Source organism: Niastella sp. OAS944 (genome assembly GCA_024809215.1).
Lineage (GTDB): Bacteria > Bacteroidota > Bacteroidia > Chitinophagales > Chitinophagaceae > Niastella.
The window spans coordinates 87,092-105,733 of sequence record JANUBW010000006.1; the positions used below are offsets into that span (position 1 = coordinate 87,092).

Here is an 18,642-nt window from a genome sequence, read left to right on the forward strand (position 1 = left end):
GATATTCAATATTACTTTTTGTCATTAGCCAGTTGCGAGCGAACCGCATAGCCAATATAACCTAACAACAGCAGGAATACCAGCCATGCGGTGATGGCGGTAATGGTGCTGCCGGTGTGGTATACGGCAGGTTCAAACTTAAATTCTATACTGTGTTTGCCGGCTGGTATCAGCATGGCGCGCAACACATAGTTTGCTTTGGCTATAGGCGTTTCCTTGCCATCGATATATGCATGCCAGTCTTTATAATAGATCTCGCTAAACACGGCCACATGCGGTGCACTGCTGTTGCTTTCGTATTTAACGTTCTCATTATCGAAGGCCGTTTGTTTAATAGTAGCACTGCTATCGGCGGCAACGGCGCCGGTCAGTAGTGATTCGAACTTTTTATCAACGATTGCTTCAGCAGCCGGGTTGAAATTGTTCAGGGCCGTCATTTCCTCAATAGGGCCGTTCACATATCTTACTTTATTTACAAACCAAACATTACCTAATGCATTGGGGTTTGGTACCGCTGCAGCTCCCTGCTGGTCGCGCTCAATAAAGTATTTAACGTTAAGCATGTTCAGCACAGCCGGATTGGTAGAGCGATACAGCTGGTGCTCCATCAGGTCGTCATAAATACCTAAACGGGCAGGGTGATAACCACCAATTGATTTATGGTGGTACGACGTACGTGAGTCTTCAGCATACGGATTACGTGATGTATTGTTCAGTACCCTGAAATTGGGGTCTTTATCCTGCAATATTTTTTGGTCGGCAGGTGAAAGCGGAAACTCTGAAGCTTCATAACTTTCTTTGCTGCCAAAATTGAATTTGTTCAGGTAGTTACTGTCGAACGTAAGCAGGTCGATGGCAGTAAGCAGGCCAACACCGGCCAGCATAACAAGCGCGTTCACTTTTTTCTGAATGAACAGGAAAATAAGTCCCATGGCCAGTAGTACAAAGATCAGCGAACGTACAATGGTGGCGCCAAAAGCACTCTGCCGGTCTTGACGCAGGGCGGTCACCAGACCTTTAGCTGCGGCGGTATTGTTGCCGGTCTTTTGTACAAAATCTTCATAAATGCCATTGTCTACCTGACCGGGATACTTATTGTTGAACTCATTGATGGCCTCCCGTGTAAGGTTTTTTTGGTCGCCACTTATGAGTTGGTTGAATGCAGTGGTACGTTGTTTATTCTCGTTGCTGTAATCGGAAGTAAAATACCAGGCAGTGGTGAGAACGAACACGGCGCCGATGATCATGGCTGCCAGCTTAACTTTTTTCAGATCGATGATGGTATCTGAAACCAGTTTTTCCAAACCTAATGCGGCGCCAATGGGCAGCATTAGGCCGGTAATTTCAAGCGCCATGGTAGGCACGCGGAATTTATTGTAGAAAGGAAGATAATCGAACAGAAAATAGTTGAACGAAGGGAAGTGTTTACCCAGGGCCAGTAAAATACCCAGTACGGCGGCTGTGAATATCCACCACTTATGTTTTCCATCGAGGTAAACCATTGAGAAAATGAACAGCATACAAACGATGGCGCCCAGGTAAATGGGGCCAACGGTGAATGGCTGATCGCCCCAATATAAAGAACCGCTGGTACCCATCGTTAACTGGCCGGCCTGGTCTTCAGGAACACCTAGTTTTTCTGTAAGTTGTTTATGGAAATTAGAGTTCTCGTCGAGTTTTGGGTACATGTCGTAGTCGCCATCGCGCTCTGCATAGTGAGAGCCGTAGCCTTTAACACCCGGGAACATCAGCGTCAGCGATTCATCCCAACCATAGCTCCATTGAAACGCGTATTCTTTGCTAAGGCCTTTTGTTTTATTGCCCTGTACAACATCGTGTTTATTCTGATTGTCGGGCATTACCAGCTGGCCGGCGCGTTTAGATTCTTTCGAATAATCGTACACGGTGAGTAAGGTAACAGCATTGGTAGCAACACCAAGAATAACGGCCGCTGCGGTAATACCAATGGCTTTTAATGGCAATATGGCCTTTCCGGCGCGAATACCTTGTATAAGGAAGAACAACGACATAATGCCGATGATCATGAACATGTAATAAGAGATCTGCTGGTGACCCTGTGTAATTTGAATACTGGAGAACAGGGCAGTAACAATGAAGCCACTGATATACTTTTTATCGAACAGCAGTAACACGCCTGCCAGTACGGCCGGCGTATAAGCCAGCGCCAGCATTTGGGTATCGTGCCCTGCGGTTATAAATTGCGGGAAGGTTGAACTATAAGCAAATGCCAAACCGCCAATAACAGCCACCCAGGGCCGAACACGCAATACCATGCACAGGAAGTAGAACGAAATACAGGCCAGGAAGAAAATATTGATAGGCTTGGGCAATCCCAATTGAAACACACGATCTACATAACCCAGGGGATTGGGCGGGCCATCCATTGCTACCTGGTAACCGGGCATACCGCCATACATATTGGTTATCCACAATGGAAAACGGCCATGCTTTTCTTTATATTCGAACGACTGGTGGCTCATGCCCTGCCAGTTTACAATATCACCTTGCTTCATCACAGAGTCGCTTTCAAGCGCTGGTTTACAGAAGATAAGGGCTACTACCAGAAAGATAGCAACGGATATCAGATGTGGCATTACCTGTTGCCAGAGTGTTTTCTTCATTATTGCAAATAATTAATAGTTGGGCAAAATAATGCAATTTTACAGCAAGTTGACTATATGCAAAGTTTAATATTTTTCTGTCGGGTGGCTTTTATTTGTAATGTTTGCTTCGTGTTGGTGTGGGTAATGCGTTATTACCCTGTATTGGAGGAAGGACGGCCATCAGACGCTGTTTCGCTGGTTTTAATTTTGGGGATTTTGTTCGCTACCGTGCTGAATATAGCCGTAAACCTGTTCATACTGGTGTTTATATTGCAACGCAAACCGGTTTTAAAGAATTTCCCGGGATGGCTTATTATTGCTAATTTTCTCATTTTATTGCCCCAGATAATACTTATTTTAAGATGATCCAAGCTATAATTAAGGATAAACCGACCCGGCTCTTTGTGTTTTTCAGCGCTTTCTTTGTAGCCAATGCCCTTATTGCCGAAAGCATAGGCACCAAACTGTTTTCCCTGGAAAAACTAATGGGTGTGGCCCCGGCCAACTTTACGTTATTTGGCCAAAGCGGACTGGCATTTACCCTTACCTGCGGGGTTTTGTTGTGGCCATTGGAGTTTATCATGACCGATATTATTAATGAATATTATGGCCCCAAGGCAGTACGCCGCATAAGTATAATTGCCGTTATACTTATTTCATATGCCTTCCTGATGTATTACCTCGCCATTCATGTACCGGCAGCCGATTTTTGGATCAATAGCGGAAAAGAAAGAGGCATTCCCAATATGCAAAGCGCTTTTGATGGCATCTTTGGCCAGGGTATGCGTATTATAGTAGGTAGTTTAACGGCCTTTTTGGTAAGCCAGCTGGTTGATGTGACCGTTTTCCATAAAATAAAGAAACGTACCGGCGACAAACATATCTGGTTGCGGGCAACCGGTTCAACCGTAGTATCACAGCTGGTTGATAGTTACATTGTGTTGTTCATTGCTTTTTCGGGCATCTTTACCTGGCAACAGATATTGGCCATTGGTATTATGAACTATATCTACAAATTTGTAATGGCCCTTGTACTTACCCCCGTTATTTATTTGGTTGAACGCAGAATTGAGAAATATTTTGGGCCTGAACTCACCAAGAAGATGAAGCTTTCGGCAATGGGAGTTGAAAATGAATAGTAATGAGTTGCAGGTTACAAGTTGCAGGTTGCAGGGGTTAAATTTTCGCGAAGCCTGAGAATCATCAGCATTCTGCAATAGCGCCCTGTAACCTGTACCCTGAAACCTGTAACAGTTTCGGGGTACAAATTAAGTTTGTTACAAAGTAAGTGTTCGCTCCATAACATAGTCTACCATAAAGTACCCTTTACCAATATCAATATCTTCTTCTTTAGTTACTTCAAATCCTAACTTCTCGTAAAAGAAGCGGGCTTTGTTCTGGCGGTTTACGTTTAGTCTGAGGGTATGAATGCCTTGCGTGCGCAGTTGGCTTACAATATGATCTATTAATTGTTTGCCAATGCCCTGGCCTTGTGTTTTTTGATGCACATATATTTTATGCAGTTTACTAACGCCGGGTTCAACGGTTGAATAAGCGGCAAAAGCCACGGGCTCGCCATCTTCCTGTTCTACAATTAAAAAAGTATGCTGCTGGTGCTGCATTTGATTGCGCAGTGCGGCATTGTTGTAAATAAGATCGAGCATATACTCCAGCTGCTCTGAAGAAAGAATATCGCCATAGGTGCCCGGCCATATTTCGCGGGCCAGTTTTTCAACTGTTGTAAGGTCATCGGCATTTGCCAATCGAATTGTTACCATAAGCCGCAAAAGTACTATACTTCGGTGATTGAGCTATCGCTTTTATGATAGTGCTGGCGCGAAAGCTCCTCATGCAGCCTTATCGATCGTATGGAAATGCGGATGGCAATGTACCACATTACCAGCGCGCCGCTGATAAGTAACCCGTTCGATACATGTTTTGTAACCTGGTAATTATTCTGCAGCAATAAAAAGAAGTCGAAGGCGCCATGAAAAAAGATGGCCAGCAGCAATCCTTTAATAAAATGTTGGATGGTGCCGCGCCTGCGCGGGAGTTTGTCGAATTTGGCAAGGCCTACATGATAACCCATCAGCACGGCAAATGCGCCATGCGAGGGCACTGATAAGAACATACGCAGAATGCCGGTTTGAAAACCAAATTCCAGCACATAACCTATATTTTCGAGGGTGGCAAACCCCATACTGATCATTATGGAATAAATAATACCGTCGAAAGGTTCGTTAAAGGCTTTATTACGATAGGCATAGTACCGCAGCATAAGGTATTTGCAGCCTTCTTCACTGCCAGCTACAACAATGAATGATAATAAAATGAAATACAAGATGGTGAAACCGGGGAAATATTGGTTTAGCTCATGCTTTAATTTTGTTTGTATAAAAATAGCCGGCACTGTGGCAAGCGCGCCTAACAAAAAGGAGATCAATAAAGGCTTCAGCGGTTCCCGGTCATATTTATCCCTTGAATAAATATACAAAGTAATAGCAGCGCCGGGAGCTACAGCCAGAGCTAATAACGAAAGCATGTGTTTCTAATATGTTTTTTCCTTTCAGGGGATAACGGAACGTGGTACGGGTTAAATATACAACTTCAGGTACACTTTTCTATAAATGAATGTTTGGGGTGCTGGTTGGCAATCGGCAAACGTGAAACGTGAAACGGCAAAGTCCTATACCCGGGACTCATAATAATTTTACGTCTCCGCCGACGAACGGCTAAAGGCAGGCTGCCAAATAGTGAAGATGAAAACAGTTATGAGTCTTGAAATTGAGCCTTTCACGTTTCATCCGCCAGCTGGCGGACCGTTTCACGTAAAGTGACTGTCGAATAAATTATCTGCATATAGAAAAAAGGATTTATTTTCAGGTTTATAACCAAGGCCCGGTGTATCTGTACGTACTTTATAATACTTTCTAATGAGAAAACTTTTGCTATTAGCTTGTTGTTTGCCGGTGATAAATAATTTGCAGGCGCAGCAATTTGGTGGTCATCCTCCTTCTACAAAATGGAACCAGATAAATAACGATACCATACGGGTTATTTTCCCGGCGGCACTGGGTTTGGAAAAACAGGCCGCCGATGTTGTTACCACCGTTCAAAAGCTGGGGGTACAAACATCCTCCACCATTGGCGACCGGGTGCGCAAGATCAGTATTGTGATGCAGCCACGCACCACTATCTCCAATGGCTATGTGTCATTAGGGCCCTGGCGCAGCGAATTCTATCTAATGCCGCCGCAAAGCGCCTTCGACCTGGGCACCTTGCCCTTTTCGCATTCGCTGGCATTACACGAATACCGGCACGTACAGCAATACAATAATTTCCGCAAGGGGCTTTCGCGGGTAGCCTATTATTTGTTTGGCCAGGAAGGGTTGGCCATGGTAAATAGCGCCGCCATACCCAACTGGTTTTGGGAAGGCGATGCCGTATACCAGGAAACGCTTAAAAGCCGCCAGGGCAGGGGACGAATGCCCTTCTTTTTTAATGATTACCGCTCGTTATGGCTGGCCAATAAAAATTATTCATGGATGAAGTTGCGCAACGGCTCGCTGCGCGATTTTGTACCCGATCATTACCGCATGGGTTTTATGCAGGTGGCTTACGGTCGTGAAAAATATGGCGCCGATTTCTGGAAAAAGGTCACCGATGATGCAGCCCGGTATAAGGGTTTGTTCTACCCCTGGCAACATGCTATTAAAAAGTACAGCAATACAAATTACCGCACCTTTCGCCAGAATGCGTTTAAATATTTTCAATCGTATGTTGATACCAGCCGGGGCGATGCCGTTAGCCAATGGGCCAGCAATCAAAACCATTTTGCCGGAGACGAGGAATTTCCGCAATGGATAAGCGATAATACGGTGGTACTGGTTAAAAGCAGTTATAAAAAAATACCGGCGTTCTATTTACGTAATATCAGCAGCGGCGAAGATACCCGCCTGCGTACAAAAGATATTTCGCTCGATAATTACTTTTCTTACCGTAATGGCAAAATTGTATATGCCGCTTACGAATCTGACCTGCGATGGAACTGGAAAGATTATAGTGTACTGAAAGTGCTTGACGTAAAAACCGGTCAGCAACAAACCCTCACGCATCATTCGGCTTATTTTGCGCCCGATATTTCGGCCGACGGCAAAAGCATTGTGGCTGTAGATGTGCAGCCCGGTGGTGTTGCTACGCTGCATATTGTTGATGCAACATCTGGCGCTGTGCTGAAAAAACTGCCTAACCCGAAACAGTTGTTTTATAGCCAGCCAAAATTTTATAACCAACAACAGGTGGTTGCGGCGGTAAGGGCCAATGATGGTACCAATACGCTGGGGCTGGTAAACATCAATGATGGATCGGTTGAAGAATTGTTACCTTATTCAACACGTGTAATTGGGTTTCCGGCTGTACAGGGCGACACTATTACTTTTACTGCGGCCTGGAACCAGCGCGATGAATTGTTTGCGCTGGTAAATAAACAATTGTTGCTGTTGCCTACAACAGATAACAGGGGCACGGGAAATTATCAATTAAGTACTTTTAATAACAAAGCCATTTATTCGGCATTTACAGCTGCTGGTTATCACCTGGTGCAGCAAGCCGTTTCAAACAAAAGCTGGCAGCCGGTAAGCACTGACGATTTCACCGCTCCATTGTTTGAGTATTCATTGGGCGATTTAAAAAATGGACAACCATTGCCCGTTGATACCAGCCGCACGTACCCTATTAGCAGGTATCACAAGGCGTTTAACCTCATTAATTTTCACAGCTGGCGGCCTTATATTTCCGACCCCGATTATACATTTTCACTAATAGGGGAGAACGTGCTGAACACCTTACAAACGGAGATCTATTTCAATTACAATACCGATGAAAAGTATAAAGATGTAGGCGTTTCGGCCATTTATGGCGGCTGGTTTCCCTACCTGGTACTGGGTGTTGCAGAAACATTCGACCGTAAAGAATTAGATTCTCCTTTTAAAACCTGGAACGAGCTCAATGGCCGTTTCGGTTTACAATTGCCTTTTACTTTTAATGGCGGCCGTTTTTACCGTAGGTTAAATATTTCGGGTGGCATTAACCATCACCAGGTTAATTATACCCTTGCTTCAAAAACCAGGTTTGCCGATAAGCAATTTGAATTTGTTGACGGGTCGGTATCGTTTACCATGCAATCGCAGGTAGCAAAGCAGCATATTTATCCGCGGTTGGGTGTAAGCCTGTTGTCAAGGTTTCGAACTATCGTTTCTAATTACAGCGGTTACCAGTGGTTAACGAACGGCTATCTGTACCTGCCCGGTGTGTTCCCGACGCATAACCTGGTGTTCAATGCCGCGTATCAAAAACGTGATACGCTTACCGATTATAGCTTCGGTAGCAGCTTCCCCACATCGCGCGGGTATTTTGGCATTAATAGTTTTGTGTTTCCTGAAATGTATAAGTTAGGTGTGAATTATCATATGCCATTGGTGTACCCCGATTTTGGCATTGGTAACATTGTTTACTTTCAGCGGCTTCGGGTAAATGGATTTTTTGATTATACCTACCTGAAATACTTAAGGCCAAAACAAAGCATTAATGATCTGGAATTGAAATCTGCCGGCGCAGAGTTATTCTTCGATACCAAATGGTGGAACGAATACCATGTAAGCTTTGGCATCAGGTATAGCCGGCTTATTGATGTTGATCGCAGAATAAGGCTGGATCCTAATCAATGGGAGTTTATATTACCTATTAACCTGCTTGGCAGATAGCGTTTTGCCTGGTTGAATATAGAACTAAGCCCAAAGCCTAAGGCCTAAAGCTAAAAGCGAATACAAATGCTCACACCTGTATTTGCCTTCGGCTTTCAGCTTTAGGCTTTATGCTCATTGCTAATTTCTAAAAAGCCGGAACTGTACTCGAATGCTTCTTAAAAAGCCACTTATTAGCTTTATACATTAACCATGCACTTCCCGCACCAATAACGGCGCCGGCCAGTACATCGGTGGGGTAGTGAACACCCAGGTACATACGGCTATAGCCAACTGATGCGGCATAGGCAAATGCCGGAACGGCTACATACCATTTGGGGTATGCCAGGTATAATGAAGTGGCGGTAGAAAATGCTACTGAGGTATGTCCTGAGGGAAAAGATGGATCACGTCCGCTACCCTTTGCATTAAGCGCGGGATTTGTAATATACGGCCGGGTGCGTTTAACAGAATACTTCAGGCCATAGGTTATGAAAGTGGAGGCCAGGGCCGATTCTGCCAGGTACAGGCTCTTCTGCAAAGTAGTTCTATTATTGTCAATAAGACCTACTGCTGCTACAGTAGCGGGTACCAGCACCGATATCAACTGTGTGTTGTCTGAGATGCCCTGCATGACCCTGGTAGCGCCCGGGTTACGGCTCTCCATCAATCGCATCAGCATTCGCTGATCAAAATTCATTTTTTGGGCCTTGCACGACGGTTTAAAATAACAAAAGCACACCGCAAACAGCAGCGTGCTTTTGAAAATATATGAAACCGTTGATGTCTTGTTAGAGGTTTTTGAGGCTATCTTCGATAGCTCTGATCTTTTCTTCAGCATCCAGTTTTTTCTTTTGCTCTAATTGAACGACATCTGGCCTTGCAGATTGTACGAACCTTTCGTTACTTAACTTTTTGTTAACTGATTCAAGGAACTTCTTGTAGTAGTCCAGGTCCTTTAACAGCTGTTCTTTTTGAGCACTATTATCTACAGGGTGTTCAGTTTCAATATAGAATTTATCCTTACCGATCACCGCTGTAATGGTTTGTACTACAGGTTCTGTCACAAAAGAAATTTGCTCAATATTTACCTGTTTTTTCAATACGTCTTCAATGGCTTTGAACAGCTCATTGTTTTCGCCTTGTATATACAGTTTTATTGGGTCTTTTGTTTTTATCTGGTTCTTTACCCGAACATCGCGTAAACCTGTAATGGCGTCAATCAGTAATTGACCTTCGTGCAATACAACTGTATCAAATGGCTGCGGCGCCGTAAATTGTTTTACGCACAGGTCTTCGGTGCGGGGGGCCAGCAAATGGTATATTTCTTCTGTAACAAACGGCATGTAAGGATGCAGCATTTGCATCAGTTCGGAAAAGAACTCAACCGTTTTGTCGTATACACCCTTGTCAATAGGCTGCTCCATCGGCGGTTTAACCCACTCAAGGTAATAGCTACAGAAGTCGTCCCAAATAAGAGAGTAAAGTGTTTTTAATCCTTCGCTGAGTTTGAAATCTTTATAATGTTGTTCAATTTCTGCTTTGGCTGCCTGCAGTTTGTTCTCGAACCAGGTTACGGCAAATGGCGTTACGCCGCTTGCAGTTGGGCTAACCTTGGCTTCAAACATTTTCACCAGCTTCAGGGCGTTCCAGAATTTGTTATTGAACTTGCTGCCCTGTTCAGGGGAAGTTTCATCAAATAACAGGTCGTTACCCGCGGGTGATGAGATCATGATACCGAAGCGAACGGCATCGGCGCCAAATTTGTCGATCAGCATCAGCAGGTCGGGTGAGTTACCCAGCTGCTTACTCATTTTACGGCCCAGTTTATCGCGCACCATACCGGTGAAGTACACATCGCTGAACGGTTTTACGTCCATATACTCCATGCCGGCCATGATCATGCGGGCTACCCAAAAGAATATAATGTCCTGACCGGTTACCAGTACCGAACCAGGGTAGTAATAATTTATATCGGGGTTACCGGGGTGGGTAACGCCTTTGAACACTTCAATAGGCCATAACCAGCTGCTGAACCAGGTGTCGAGCACGTCATCGTCCTGGCGAAGCGGGTGTTTTGTGTAGGGAGAAGTTTCGGTTGAGCCTACCTGCGAAGCGGTATTTTCGGCCCACAGGCGAACAGCTTCTTCTTCGGTTTCTGCTACATAACAATTACCGTTATCATCGTACCAGGCAGGTATACGCTGGCCCCACCAAAGCTGGCGGCTGATACACCAGTCTTTTACATTTTCTAACCAATACTTATAAGTGGCCATGAATTTATCGCCGGGGTGAATTTTTACTTCACCGCTGGTTACGGCGCCCAGGGCTTTATCGGCCAGGGAGCGCATGGTCACAAACCATTGGGTTGAAATACGGGGTTCTACCACGGCGAGGCTGCGTTGCGAAAAGCCAAGGCGGGTAGTGTATTCTTCTTCTTTTACCAGCAGACCTTGTTCTGCCAGCATTTCCACTACTTTTTTGCGGGCCTCAAATCGGTCCATACCAACGCAAACCTGTGCGGCTTCGTTAAGTGTACCGTCTTCGTTGAGGGTATCAATTACCTGCAGGTTATGTTTCAACCCCAGGTTGTAGTCGTTAATATCGTGTGCAGGCGTAACTTTCAGCGCACCGGTACCAAATGCGGGATCAACATATTCGTCGAATATTACCGGAACGGCGCGGTTTACCAGCGGAACGATCACTTTTTTGCCTTTGAGGTGGGCAAAACGTTCGTCGGTAGGGTTAACGCAAACGCCACTGTCGCCCATAATGGTTTCGGGGCGTTGGGTAGCGATGGTAACAAAGTCGGCCGATGGTTTTCCATCTTCACCTTGTACGGCATATTTTACGTAATACAGTTTACCCTGAACTTCTTTATACTCCACTTCCTCATCGCTGAGGGCGGTTTTAGCGGCGGGGTCCCAGTTGATCATACGGGCGCCGCGGTAGATCATTTTTTTATTGTACAGGTCAACAAATACCTTGATAACGGCTTTGTAGTAGTCGGGGTCCATGGTAAAGGAAACCCGGTCCCAGTCAACACTACAACCCAGTTTTTCAATTTGGTGGTAAATGATGCCGCCGTATTTTTCTTTCCACTCAAAAGCATGTTTGAGGAACTCCTCACGGGTGAGATCGCTTTTTTTGATGCCTTTTTCCTTTTCGAGCATTTGCACCACCTTGCTTTCGGTGGCAATAGAGGCGTGGTCGCTGCCGGGTACCCAGCAGGCGTTGAAGCCGCTCATGCGGGCTTTACGCACCAAAATGTCCTGCACCGTTTCGTTAAGGGTATGGCCCATGTGAAGTACCCCGGTAACGTTGGGTGGGGGTATCACCACGGTGAACGGTTTACGCTCATCGGGGGTGCTGTTGAAATATCTTTTTGATTTCCAATGCTTACTCCATTTGTCCTCCACCGCTTCGGGCTGATAATTCTTGCTTAATTCCATAGATTTTGTAATCTGCTTTAAGGGAGTGCAAAGGTAGTTAATTTGCTGATGTGCTAATGTGCCAATGTGCTAATGGAAGAAGGAATACCGTTGTAAAAGGGGCATGATAACAGTTACCGGTCGCCGGTTACCAGTTGCCGGGGAAATACAGGTTGCATGTTTCAGGTTGCATGTTTCAGGTTTCAGGATTGTAGATAGGCTGGGAGTGGTATGTACAATTGAAAAGGTGCCGGATACCGGTTACCAGTTGCCTGGGAAATACAGGTGAGAAATAGCCGGAGGGCTGAGGGAAAAGCCCGGAAACCGGTGCCCGGTAACCGGAAACAGCTTGTTTGGATCACCAAGGAAGAAACATTCACGAAGTCCCTGCAACTTGAAACCTGTAACCATAAAAAAAGCACCCCGCTTTCCGCAGAATGCCTACAAAATGAATCTCACTCCAATATCATACCGTTTGGAGATACCGGAAAGCTTTTTGTGTTTCAGTAAGGTAGTTGTTAGTAGCAATTATGCATACCAATACAGGTATGTGAGCAACATAATAAAGCTCAGAAAACCTATTGCCATTAATGCAACTTTACCGTTTTCGCTTAGATGGAAATGATGCGATGACTTTTTCATACGCTACGTTTTTTGTTTTAATTGTTAAGTATACGTAGTACGATCATATGCAATCGGTCTTCACAGGCTTACGAAGTAAAGGGTGTGTCTAAAGTAACTAAAGCCGTGGTGATTCAGGAAGGATATAAACCAATTAGAGTTTAGTGCCAGGCATTCGTTGATAGCCAATACAAAAATAGTGTACAGTTGTTAATACTGCAAATTCCGGCGTTAAAAATGTGAAAAAAACGGGGGTAAGAAGGGGTGGAAAATACACATTTAAGGGTTGAAAACTATGACGTTATAACTTTAACGTTAGGGCAGGTAAACAAGGTAGGAAAAAAGATGTTATAACGGTTCCGGAGTTGTTCACGTGAGTAATGAGTTAGGTGAAAAAGTATGAAGCACAAATATACTTACGATTATGGCTTTACCTTGTGCCCGCGGATCAGGAGGCAGATGGCTAAGCCAGTCGTTTGGTTTGCATGTGGCGGTTATCAATCGCAGGTTGCATCCAGGTATTTGTACTTCATACTTAAGAAACGCTCTTACAGAAATACAAAGAAATTACGCCTGTGTGAACCAGTAAGAAAACAGTACCAGTGCAGTGAAGAACAATACTACTACAGCTACAACGGTGCGTTTTTCTCCTGATTGATGCAAGTTGAATTTTTGCATAGCAACGGATTTTTTGAGGTTTAACAATGCGGGTTCGGATTAAACACTCATGGGGTAGGATTATAGAAAACAGCTTATAACCAGTTAGTTATGGCTTAACATTGGCTCATTTACTGTTCGGCCGGTGTTCGTTCGTTCTTTTGTAACTTTACGATTAATCTATGTACGCTATCGTTGATATAGAAACTACCGGCGGGTACGCTGCCAATAACGACATAACCGAGATCGCTATTGTGTTGCATGATGGACAATCTGTGGTAAACCGGTTCGAAAGCCTGGTAAGGCCTGTGCGTACCATTCCTTATTATATTCAGGTGTTAACGGGCATTTCGAATGAAATGGTTGCCGAAGCGCCTTCGTTTGAAGAGCTGGCGCCGCAATTATTTGAGTTGTTGAATGGAAAGATCTTTGTGGCCCACAATGTAAATTTCGACTACTCCTTCCTGAAACATCATTTTTCAGCGGCAGGATTTGAGCTTACGCTCAATAAATTATGTACTGTTCGCCTGTCGAAAAAAGTTTTTCCTGGTATCCCTTCTTATAGTTTGGGTAACCTTTGCCGTTATTTCGGTATCACAATACAAAACCGGCACCGGGCCGGTGGCGATGCCGATGCTACCGTTCTGTTGCTGGAGCATTTGCTGCAAAACAATGCCGAACCGCATATTCAGCAGTTTATAAAACGAGGTGCAAAGGAACAATCGCTGCCGCCGAATTTACCTAAGGAGCAGGTTGATAAATTACCGTATACGCCCGGGGTTTATTATTTCCATAATCAAACCGGTAAGGTTATTTATGTGGGCAAGGCCAAGAACCTGAAGTACCGTGTAAGCAGTCATTTTACGCATAACGGATCGGGTAAACAACGGCAGGATTTTTTACGGAACATTTACAGTATAACTTATCAAACCTGCAGTACAGAATTGATGGCTTTTATTCTTGAAAGCGTGGAGATTAAACGGTTATGGCCTCAATTCAATAACAGCCAGAAACGGTTTGCGCATACATTCGCATTGTATATGTTTGAAGACAGCAGTGGTTATATGCGGCTGGCTATTGATAAAAAGAAGAAACATATGGTACCGTTGTATACCTTCAACCTGTTGGTTGAGGGTCACCGGCTCGTTAATAAACTAATTGAACGGTTTAACCTGTGTCCTAAATTGTGTTTTATGCAAACGGCGCCGGGGCCTTGCACCAGTACAGGTGAAACCGTTTGTTTAGGCGCATGTGAACATAAAGAGGCCGTTGATACTTACAACGAAAGAGTACAACAGTCGCTGCAATGGCTGGAAGAATGGTTGCCCACTTTTGCTGTGGTTGATACAGGTAACGAGCGCGATGAACATAGTTGCATTTTAATGGAAAAAGGCAAGTTTTATGGAATGGGAAATATTCCTGCAGGCGTTGGAATTACCAATAGGGAAGAATTGAAAACCTATCTTACACAGTATCCTGAAAATGATTATATCAGAGGGCTGGTGTATCAGTATGCTGAGCGGCATCCTGGTAAGAAAGTTTCTTTCTGACGGCAATCAGCTGCTGCAAAGAAACCCTTGTCAACTTGTTAACCTGTTAACTTGTCAACTCCTTTGTCAACTCTATCACCATTATCAACTTTTCAACTCCCCGTCAACTCGTAAACATTTTTAACTTTCCATTCAGTAATTACTATAAAAGAAACGTACATTATCAAATTATCGAATTATCACATTTGCTAATTTGCTTTTTGGTACTAAACTTGTAAAATATTTGCCGGTAAATAAATAACCCACACTATGAAAAGACGCAATCTGTTATTATGCTGTTTGCTTGCAGCAGGGTGTCGTGAGACAGCACCCAACAATGAAGCAAAAGCGGCGGCTGAAAAACCTGCTGCTGTTGAAGCGCCGCCTGCAGTAAAAATTCCGCTCAACCGTACAACGGTAAACAAAGAGCCTGTAGCGGAGCACAAAGAAAAAACCGAGAACCCGTTAAACGACTGGTATTTCTCTGTTAAAGTGTATGAAACGCCAAAGACTTTTGATTACGTAATGAAATGTAAGTATGAAGAGTTGGAGGGCGACGATACATTGCACCTGCCTGATATGGGTACGGAGCCAAAACCCGTAATTAAAAAAGGGGATGAAAAATACTCCTGTATTGTTGGTTTTATGGACAACAACAATCAGTTTCGTGAGTATAAGAAAGTGTATATAAAGAATGATCAGTTAAAGGTTACTTCGTTAAAACATTATTCTGTGGCTACTTATTCAAAATAAAGTTGCTCAAAAGTTGACTGGTTAACTCGTTAACCAGTCAACTAAATTAACTATTCAATAAGCTTCTGCAATAGCTGAACAAAATCTTCTCTCGCTATCATTTGAGCGCCCAGGCTTTCTAAATGTTCGGTATAAACCTGGCAATCGATCAGTTGAACATCTTCCTGTTGTAATTGCTGCACGTAACTAATGAAGGCATATTTGCTGGCGTTACTCACTTTGCTGAACATGCTTTCACCAAAGAAAACTTTTCCCAAACGAATTCCATACAAACCGCCCACCAGTTCATCGTTCTCCCAAACTTCTGCGCTGTGCGCAAAACCCAGCCGGTGTAAACGAATGTAGGCGTCCTTCATTTGATTGGTGATCCAGGTGCCGTTTTGTCCGGGCCGGTCAATGCTTTTGCAATTATTAATTACATCGGCAAATGCTTTATTGATGGTAAAGGTGAATACTTCGCGTTTAAGTAATTGTTTCATGCTTTTGCTCACCTTCAGGGTAGCAGGGGTAAGAATGAAGCGTGGATTGGGGCACCACCAAAGTATATGTTCACCTTCGTACCAGGGAAAAATACCCTGGCGATAGGCCAGTAATAAACGTTCGGTTGAAAGATCGCCGCCAACAGCCAGCAATCCATCTGGTTCGGCCAGGTGAACAGGAGGAAAAATTATCTCGTTATCCAAAGCAAATAGAGGCATTCCGGGCGTGGTTGGTTGCCGTAAAAATAATAAAAAGAGAAATGTAAGTGTAAGCCTTAAGGCAAGGAGGCAAGCAAAGGTTAGTAAGAATATACCAGCAACTTAGGCCAGTACTTCAAGTGTTGCGCCAATGCCACGGTCGGTGATGGCATCGCATTGGGGTTTTAGCTCATCATAAGAGCCTTGTTTAACGGCATATTTGCCCTGGAAATGGATGATGTATGCGCATTGTTCCGCCTGTTCGGTAGAATGGCCGCACACTTCAACCAGGGTTTCAATAACCCATTCAAATGTGTTCACCTCATCGTTCCATACAATCAAACTGTATGGCTCTTCCGTTGTAGTGAGCACATCGGTTTCCTCTTCATAATGTGGTTTTACTGATCCGTCAAAAGCCATATACTATGGTTTAATCCGTTACAAATTTATAAAAATACCTGGCGCATAGCAAGCTCTTTTATTGGTTTTTAAGAAAGGGTGTTTTTCACGTAAATGCTTCATTAAGAGTAAATAAAGTGTTGTAAATACAAAAAAGAGTAAATATGGGCCTGTTACACGGGTGTTTGCCATCGGGTAGTTTCACCACCGGGCCGGTTAAGCGGCATTGCAGCAAAATTGGTTGAATATAACAGGAATGGCTAGTTTTTGTTTGGTTTTGTAAGTAATTGAACAGTAGGAATAAGTTTGAAAAGAATGCATGTAAAGTTGTTGATGGTGATGTTTATTGAATTGTGCTGCTAAACAGGTTTGTTTTAGCAATGATTAAGTAATTCAAAGGCCTCATCAATCATTTTTCAAAGCATGTTGAACGAAATGCAAGGCCAACAACTTTAAATAGCGGGTGGGTTGGGTTGTTGTTATGCCTGTTTATGTTTTGAACCTTTAAACAGATCAATTAATGGGGCTTTATTGATTGTTTACAGGGTCAATTTTTAAAACCGGGCCATATTTTAACTGTAAATCAACCATTAAAACCATCAAATCACAATTTCGCGACGGGAATTTCAAATTCCCGTCGGGTTTTACGAATTACTGTAAGGTTTTGCAAATTCCTGTAAGGTTATCTGGTTTCCCGTAAGGTTTTACAAATTCCCGCAAGGTTTTTCAGATTCCCGAAGGGAAACGAGCTTTCCTTTCGGGTTTTGCGATTTTCCGAAAGCTTTTCGCTTTTCCTGAATGATTTTGCAAATACCTGGAAGGTTTTGCGATTACCTGTATGGTTTTGCAAATACCTGTAAGGTTTTGCAATTTCCTTTAGGGAAACGGGAATTCCCTAAAGATTTTACAAATAGTTGTAAAGTCAGTAATTTGTTTAAAGATCGTTGGAATACTTTCCAGTTTTGTATTGGCCGTAAAATGATTATTTTTAGCATGCATGACCCTTCAGCCCAACTCTTCCGACGTAAAACGATACACCTTCACCAGGGAAATTCTCAACGATCCTGTAACCGGTAACTCACGAAAACAACTGTGTTTATATAAGCTAATTGATGATAATGGAATCACGGCTGCGCAATTTTATTATTATGCTAAAGAACAGTTTATTGAAATTGAAGGTAAAAAACTTACAGTGTCGGTAAACGAGAAGATCTGGAAAAAGCCGCAATACCTGCTTATTGATCCTTCGAATAACCAGTTAGGGGAGTATACATTTATCGACAGCGAAATGCGTCTTTTCTGGCAGGATGTACCTACAGAGCCTAATGGCACCGTTACATTGGATAAAGCAGTTTATAATTTTCGACGAATTCCATCAGGTATTCCATCCGGGGAGTGTTTTAAATTCATGCTGTACGGTATTTATGGAGATACCTATGCGGAGTACACGCTAAAGGTTGATCAGCTTACCTGGTGGCAACGGTTTAATACGAATTATTATCTTCACAGTGGAACTATTGAAACCAATACCAGCAATGTAATGATCGTAGTTTCGGCATTTTACCTTATAGAAAAGGTTTTTGAAACGTTGCATGAAGCGGATAGTTGAATTACTGCTCCTTCTTTTTCCTCACCTTCGCCTTCATCTTATCAAAATCCTCAATAATACTATACCCGGGGTTCTCTACCGCATGCCCAAGCTCAATAAACAATCTTTTCAACCATTCATAGGCTTTATAATCCCCCTTTACATCAGGAATGTTTTCCGCAGTCATGTGCAAACACGTTAGGCAAATGTTCAGGATAGAGATCACTTTATCGTTCTTGTCGTAAAACACCAACGCGTCGCGGTAAACCGGGGCACACAAATAGCTCATAGATATTTCAATCTCTGTTTGCAGTATTTGTTTTATCCGCTCTGCAGTCGGGTGGTCTTTTTTGAACGTGCCGGTTCGTTTACTGCCAGGTTGAAACAGCCCTTCTTCTGTTGCGAAAGCATACATTGACAAAGTGCCGTCATCCTCGCGGTTAAACGACCAGGTTTCAACGAAATTGAGGTTGTTTATATAGAAAGCGGTATTCATACGAACAGGTTTGCTATTTCTGCTAATATAAGCCTCTTTTTTAGTTACATTTGTTACCAATACCATTTTCCCCTTTTTACCTGTTCCTTGCAACCACAACCCGTATAATTTTCGTGAGTAAGTTTT

Annotated in this window: 13 protein-coding genes; 5 read left to right on the forward strand and 8 right to left on the reverse strand. The window is 43.6% G+C overall.

Translation table 11 applies throughout. The features are described from left to right. Positions 1-11 precede the first annotated feature (11 nt). Complete coding sequence (locus GGD38_RS23090) at positions 12-2,642, reverse strand: YfhO family protein (RefSeq protein WP_375301784.1); 2,631 nt, start codon at positions 2,640-2,642, stop codon at positions 12-14. A gap of 344 nt (positions 2,643-2,986) precedes the next feature. On the opposite strand from GGD38_RS23090, the gene GGD38_RS23095 reads away from it, so the two are divergent. Further along, on the forward strand, positions 2,987-3,763 hold the full coding sequence (locus GGD38_RS23095; RefSeq protein WP_375301783.1) for a queuosine precursor transporter: 777 nt from the start codon (positions 2,987-2,989) through the stop codon (positions 3,761-3,763). 138 nt (positions 3,764-3,901) lie between these two features. Here the strand turns inward: GGD38_RS23095 and GGD38_RS23100 are convergent, their stop codons facing one another. Further along, on the reverse strand, positions 3,902-4,402 hold the full coding sequence (locus tag GGD38_RS23100; RefSeq protein ID WP_375301782.1) for a GNAT family N-acetyltransferase: 501 nt from the start codon (positions 4,400-4,402) through the stop codon (positions 3,902-3,904). Positions 4,403-4,416: 14 nt separating this feature from the next. Continuing rightward, positions 4,417-5,166, reverse strand: coding sequence for a PrsW family intramembrane metalloprotease (locus GGD38_RS23105; RefSeq protein ID WP_375301781.1), 750 nt, complete (start codon positions 5,164-5,166; stop codon positions 4,417-4,419). Between the two features lie 391 nt (positions 5,167-5,557). On the opposite strand from GGD38_RS23105, the gene GGD38_RS23110 reads away from it, so the two are divergent. Beyond that, the gene (locus tag GGD38_RS23110) at positions 5,558-8,386 is read left to right on the forward strand and encodes a TolB family protein (protein ID WP_375301780.1); all 2,829 of its coding nucleotides are present in this window, start codon (positions 5,558-5,560) and stop codon (positions 8,384-8,386) included. A gap of 127 nt (positions 8,387-8,513) precedes the next feature. Here GGD38_RS23110 and GGD38_RS23115 read toward each other — a convergent pair whose 3' ends face one another. Together GGD38_RS23115 and GGD38_RS23120 are read right to left on the reverse strand one after the other, a co-directional pair. Continuing rightward, a complete protein-coding gene (locus GGD38_RS23115; protein ID WP_375301779.1) occupies positions 8,514-9,065 on the reverse strand; it encodes a phosphatase PAP2 family protein in 552 nt (183 codons plus the stop codon). 91 nt (positions 9,066-9,156) lie between these two features. Then, a complete protein-coding gene (locus GGD38_RS23120; protein WP_375301778.1) occupies positions 9,157-11,817 on the reverse strand; it encodes a valine--tRNA ligase in 2,661 nt (886 codons plus the stop codon). A 1,439-nt stretch (positions 11,818-13,256) separates the two neighbouring features. On the opposite strand from GGD38_RS23120, the gene GGD38_RS23125 reads away from it, so the two are divergent. Together GGD38_RS23125 and GGD38_RS23130 are read left to right on the forward strand one after the other, a co-directional pair. Beyond that, on the forward strand, positions 13,257-14,624 hold the full coding sequence (locus GGD38_RS23125) for an exonuclease domain-containing protein (protein WP_375301777.1): 1,368 nt from the start codon (positions 13,257-13,259) through the stop codon (positions 14,622-14,624). Positions 14,625-14,873: 249 nt separating this feature from the next. Beyond that, positions 14,874-15,356 carry a hypothetical protein gene (locus tag GGD38_RS23130; protein WP_375301776.1) on the forward strand — a complete coding sequence of 161 codons (483 nt, stop codon included), beginning with the start codon at positions 14,874-14,876 and terminating at the stop codon, positions 15,354-15,356. A 50-nt stretch (positions 15,357-15,406) separates the two neighbouring features. Here the strand turns inward: GGD38_RS23130 and aat are convergent, their stop codons facing one another. Together aat and GGD38_RS23140 are read right to left on the reverse strand one after the other, a co-directional pair. Then, on the reverse strand, positions 15,407-16,054 hold the full coding sequence (gene aat / locus GGD38_RS23135; protein WP_375301775.1) for a leucyl/phenylalanyl-tRNA--protein transferase: 648 nt from the start codon (positions 16,052-16,054) through the stop codon (positions 15,407-15,409). Positions 16,055-16,156: 102 nt separating this feature from the next. Beyond that, positions 16,157-16,453 (reverse strand): ATP-dependent Clp protease adaptor ClpS, encoded by a 297-nt coding sequence (locus tag GGD38_RS23140; protein ID WP_375301774.1) that lies wholly within the window; start codon positions 16,451-16,453, stop codon positions 16,157-16,159. A 976-nt stretch (positions 16,454-17,429) separates the two neighbouring features. Here GGD38_RS23140 and GGD38_RS23145 point away from each other — a divergent pair. Further along, positions 17,430-18,041, forward strand: coding sequence for a hypothetical protein (locus GGD38_RS23145; RefSeq protein WP_375301773.1), 612 nt, complete (start codon positions 17,430-17,432; stop codon positions 18,039-18,041). Position 18,042: 1 nt separating this feature from the next. On the opposite strand, the gene GGD38_RS23150 is transcribed toward GGD38_RS23145, so the two are convergent. Continuing rightward, entirely contained in the window at positions 18,043-18,582 is a 540-nt protein-coding gene (locus GGD38_RS23150; protein WP_375301772.1) for a hypothetical protein, read from the reverse strand. Between the last annotated feature and the right edge of the window lie 60 nt (positions 18,583-18,642).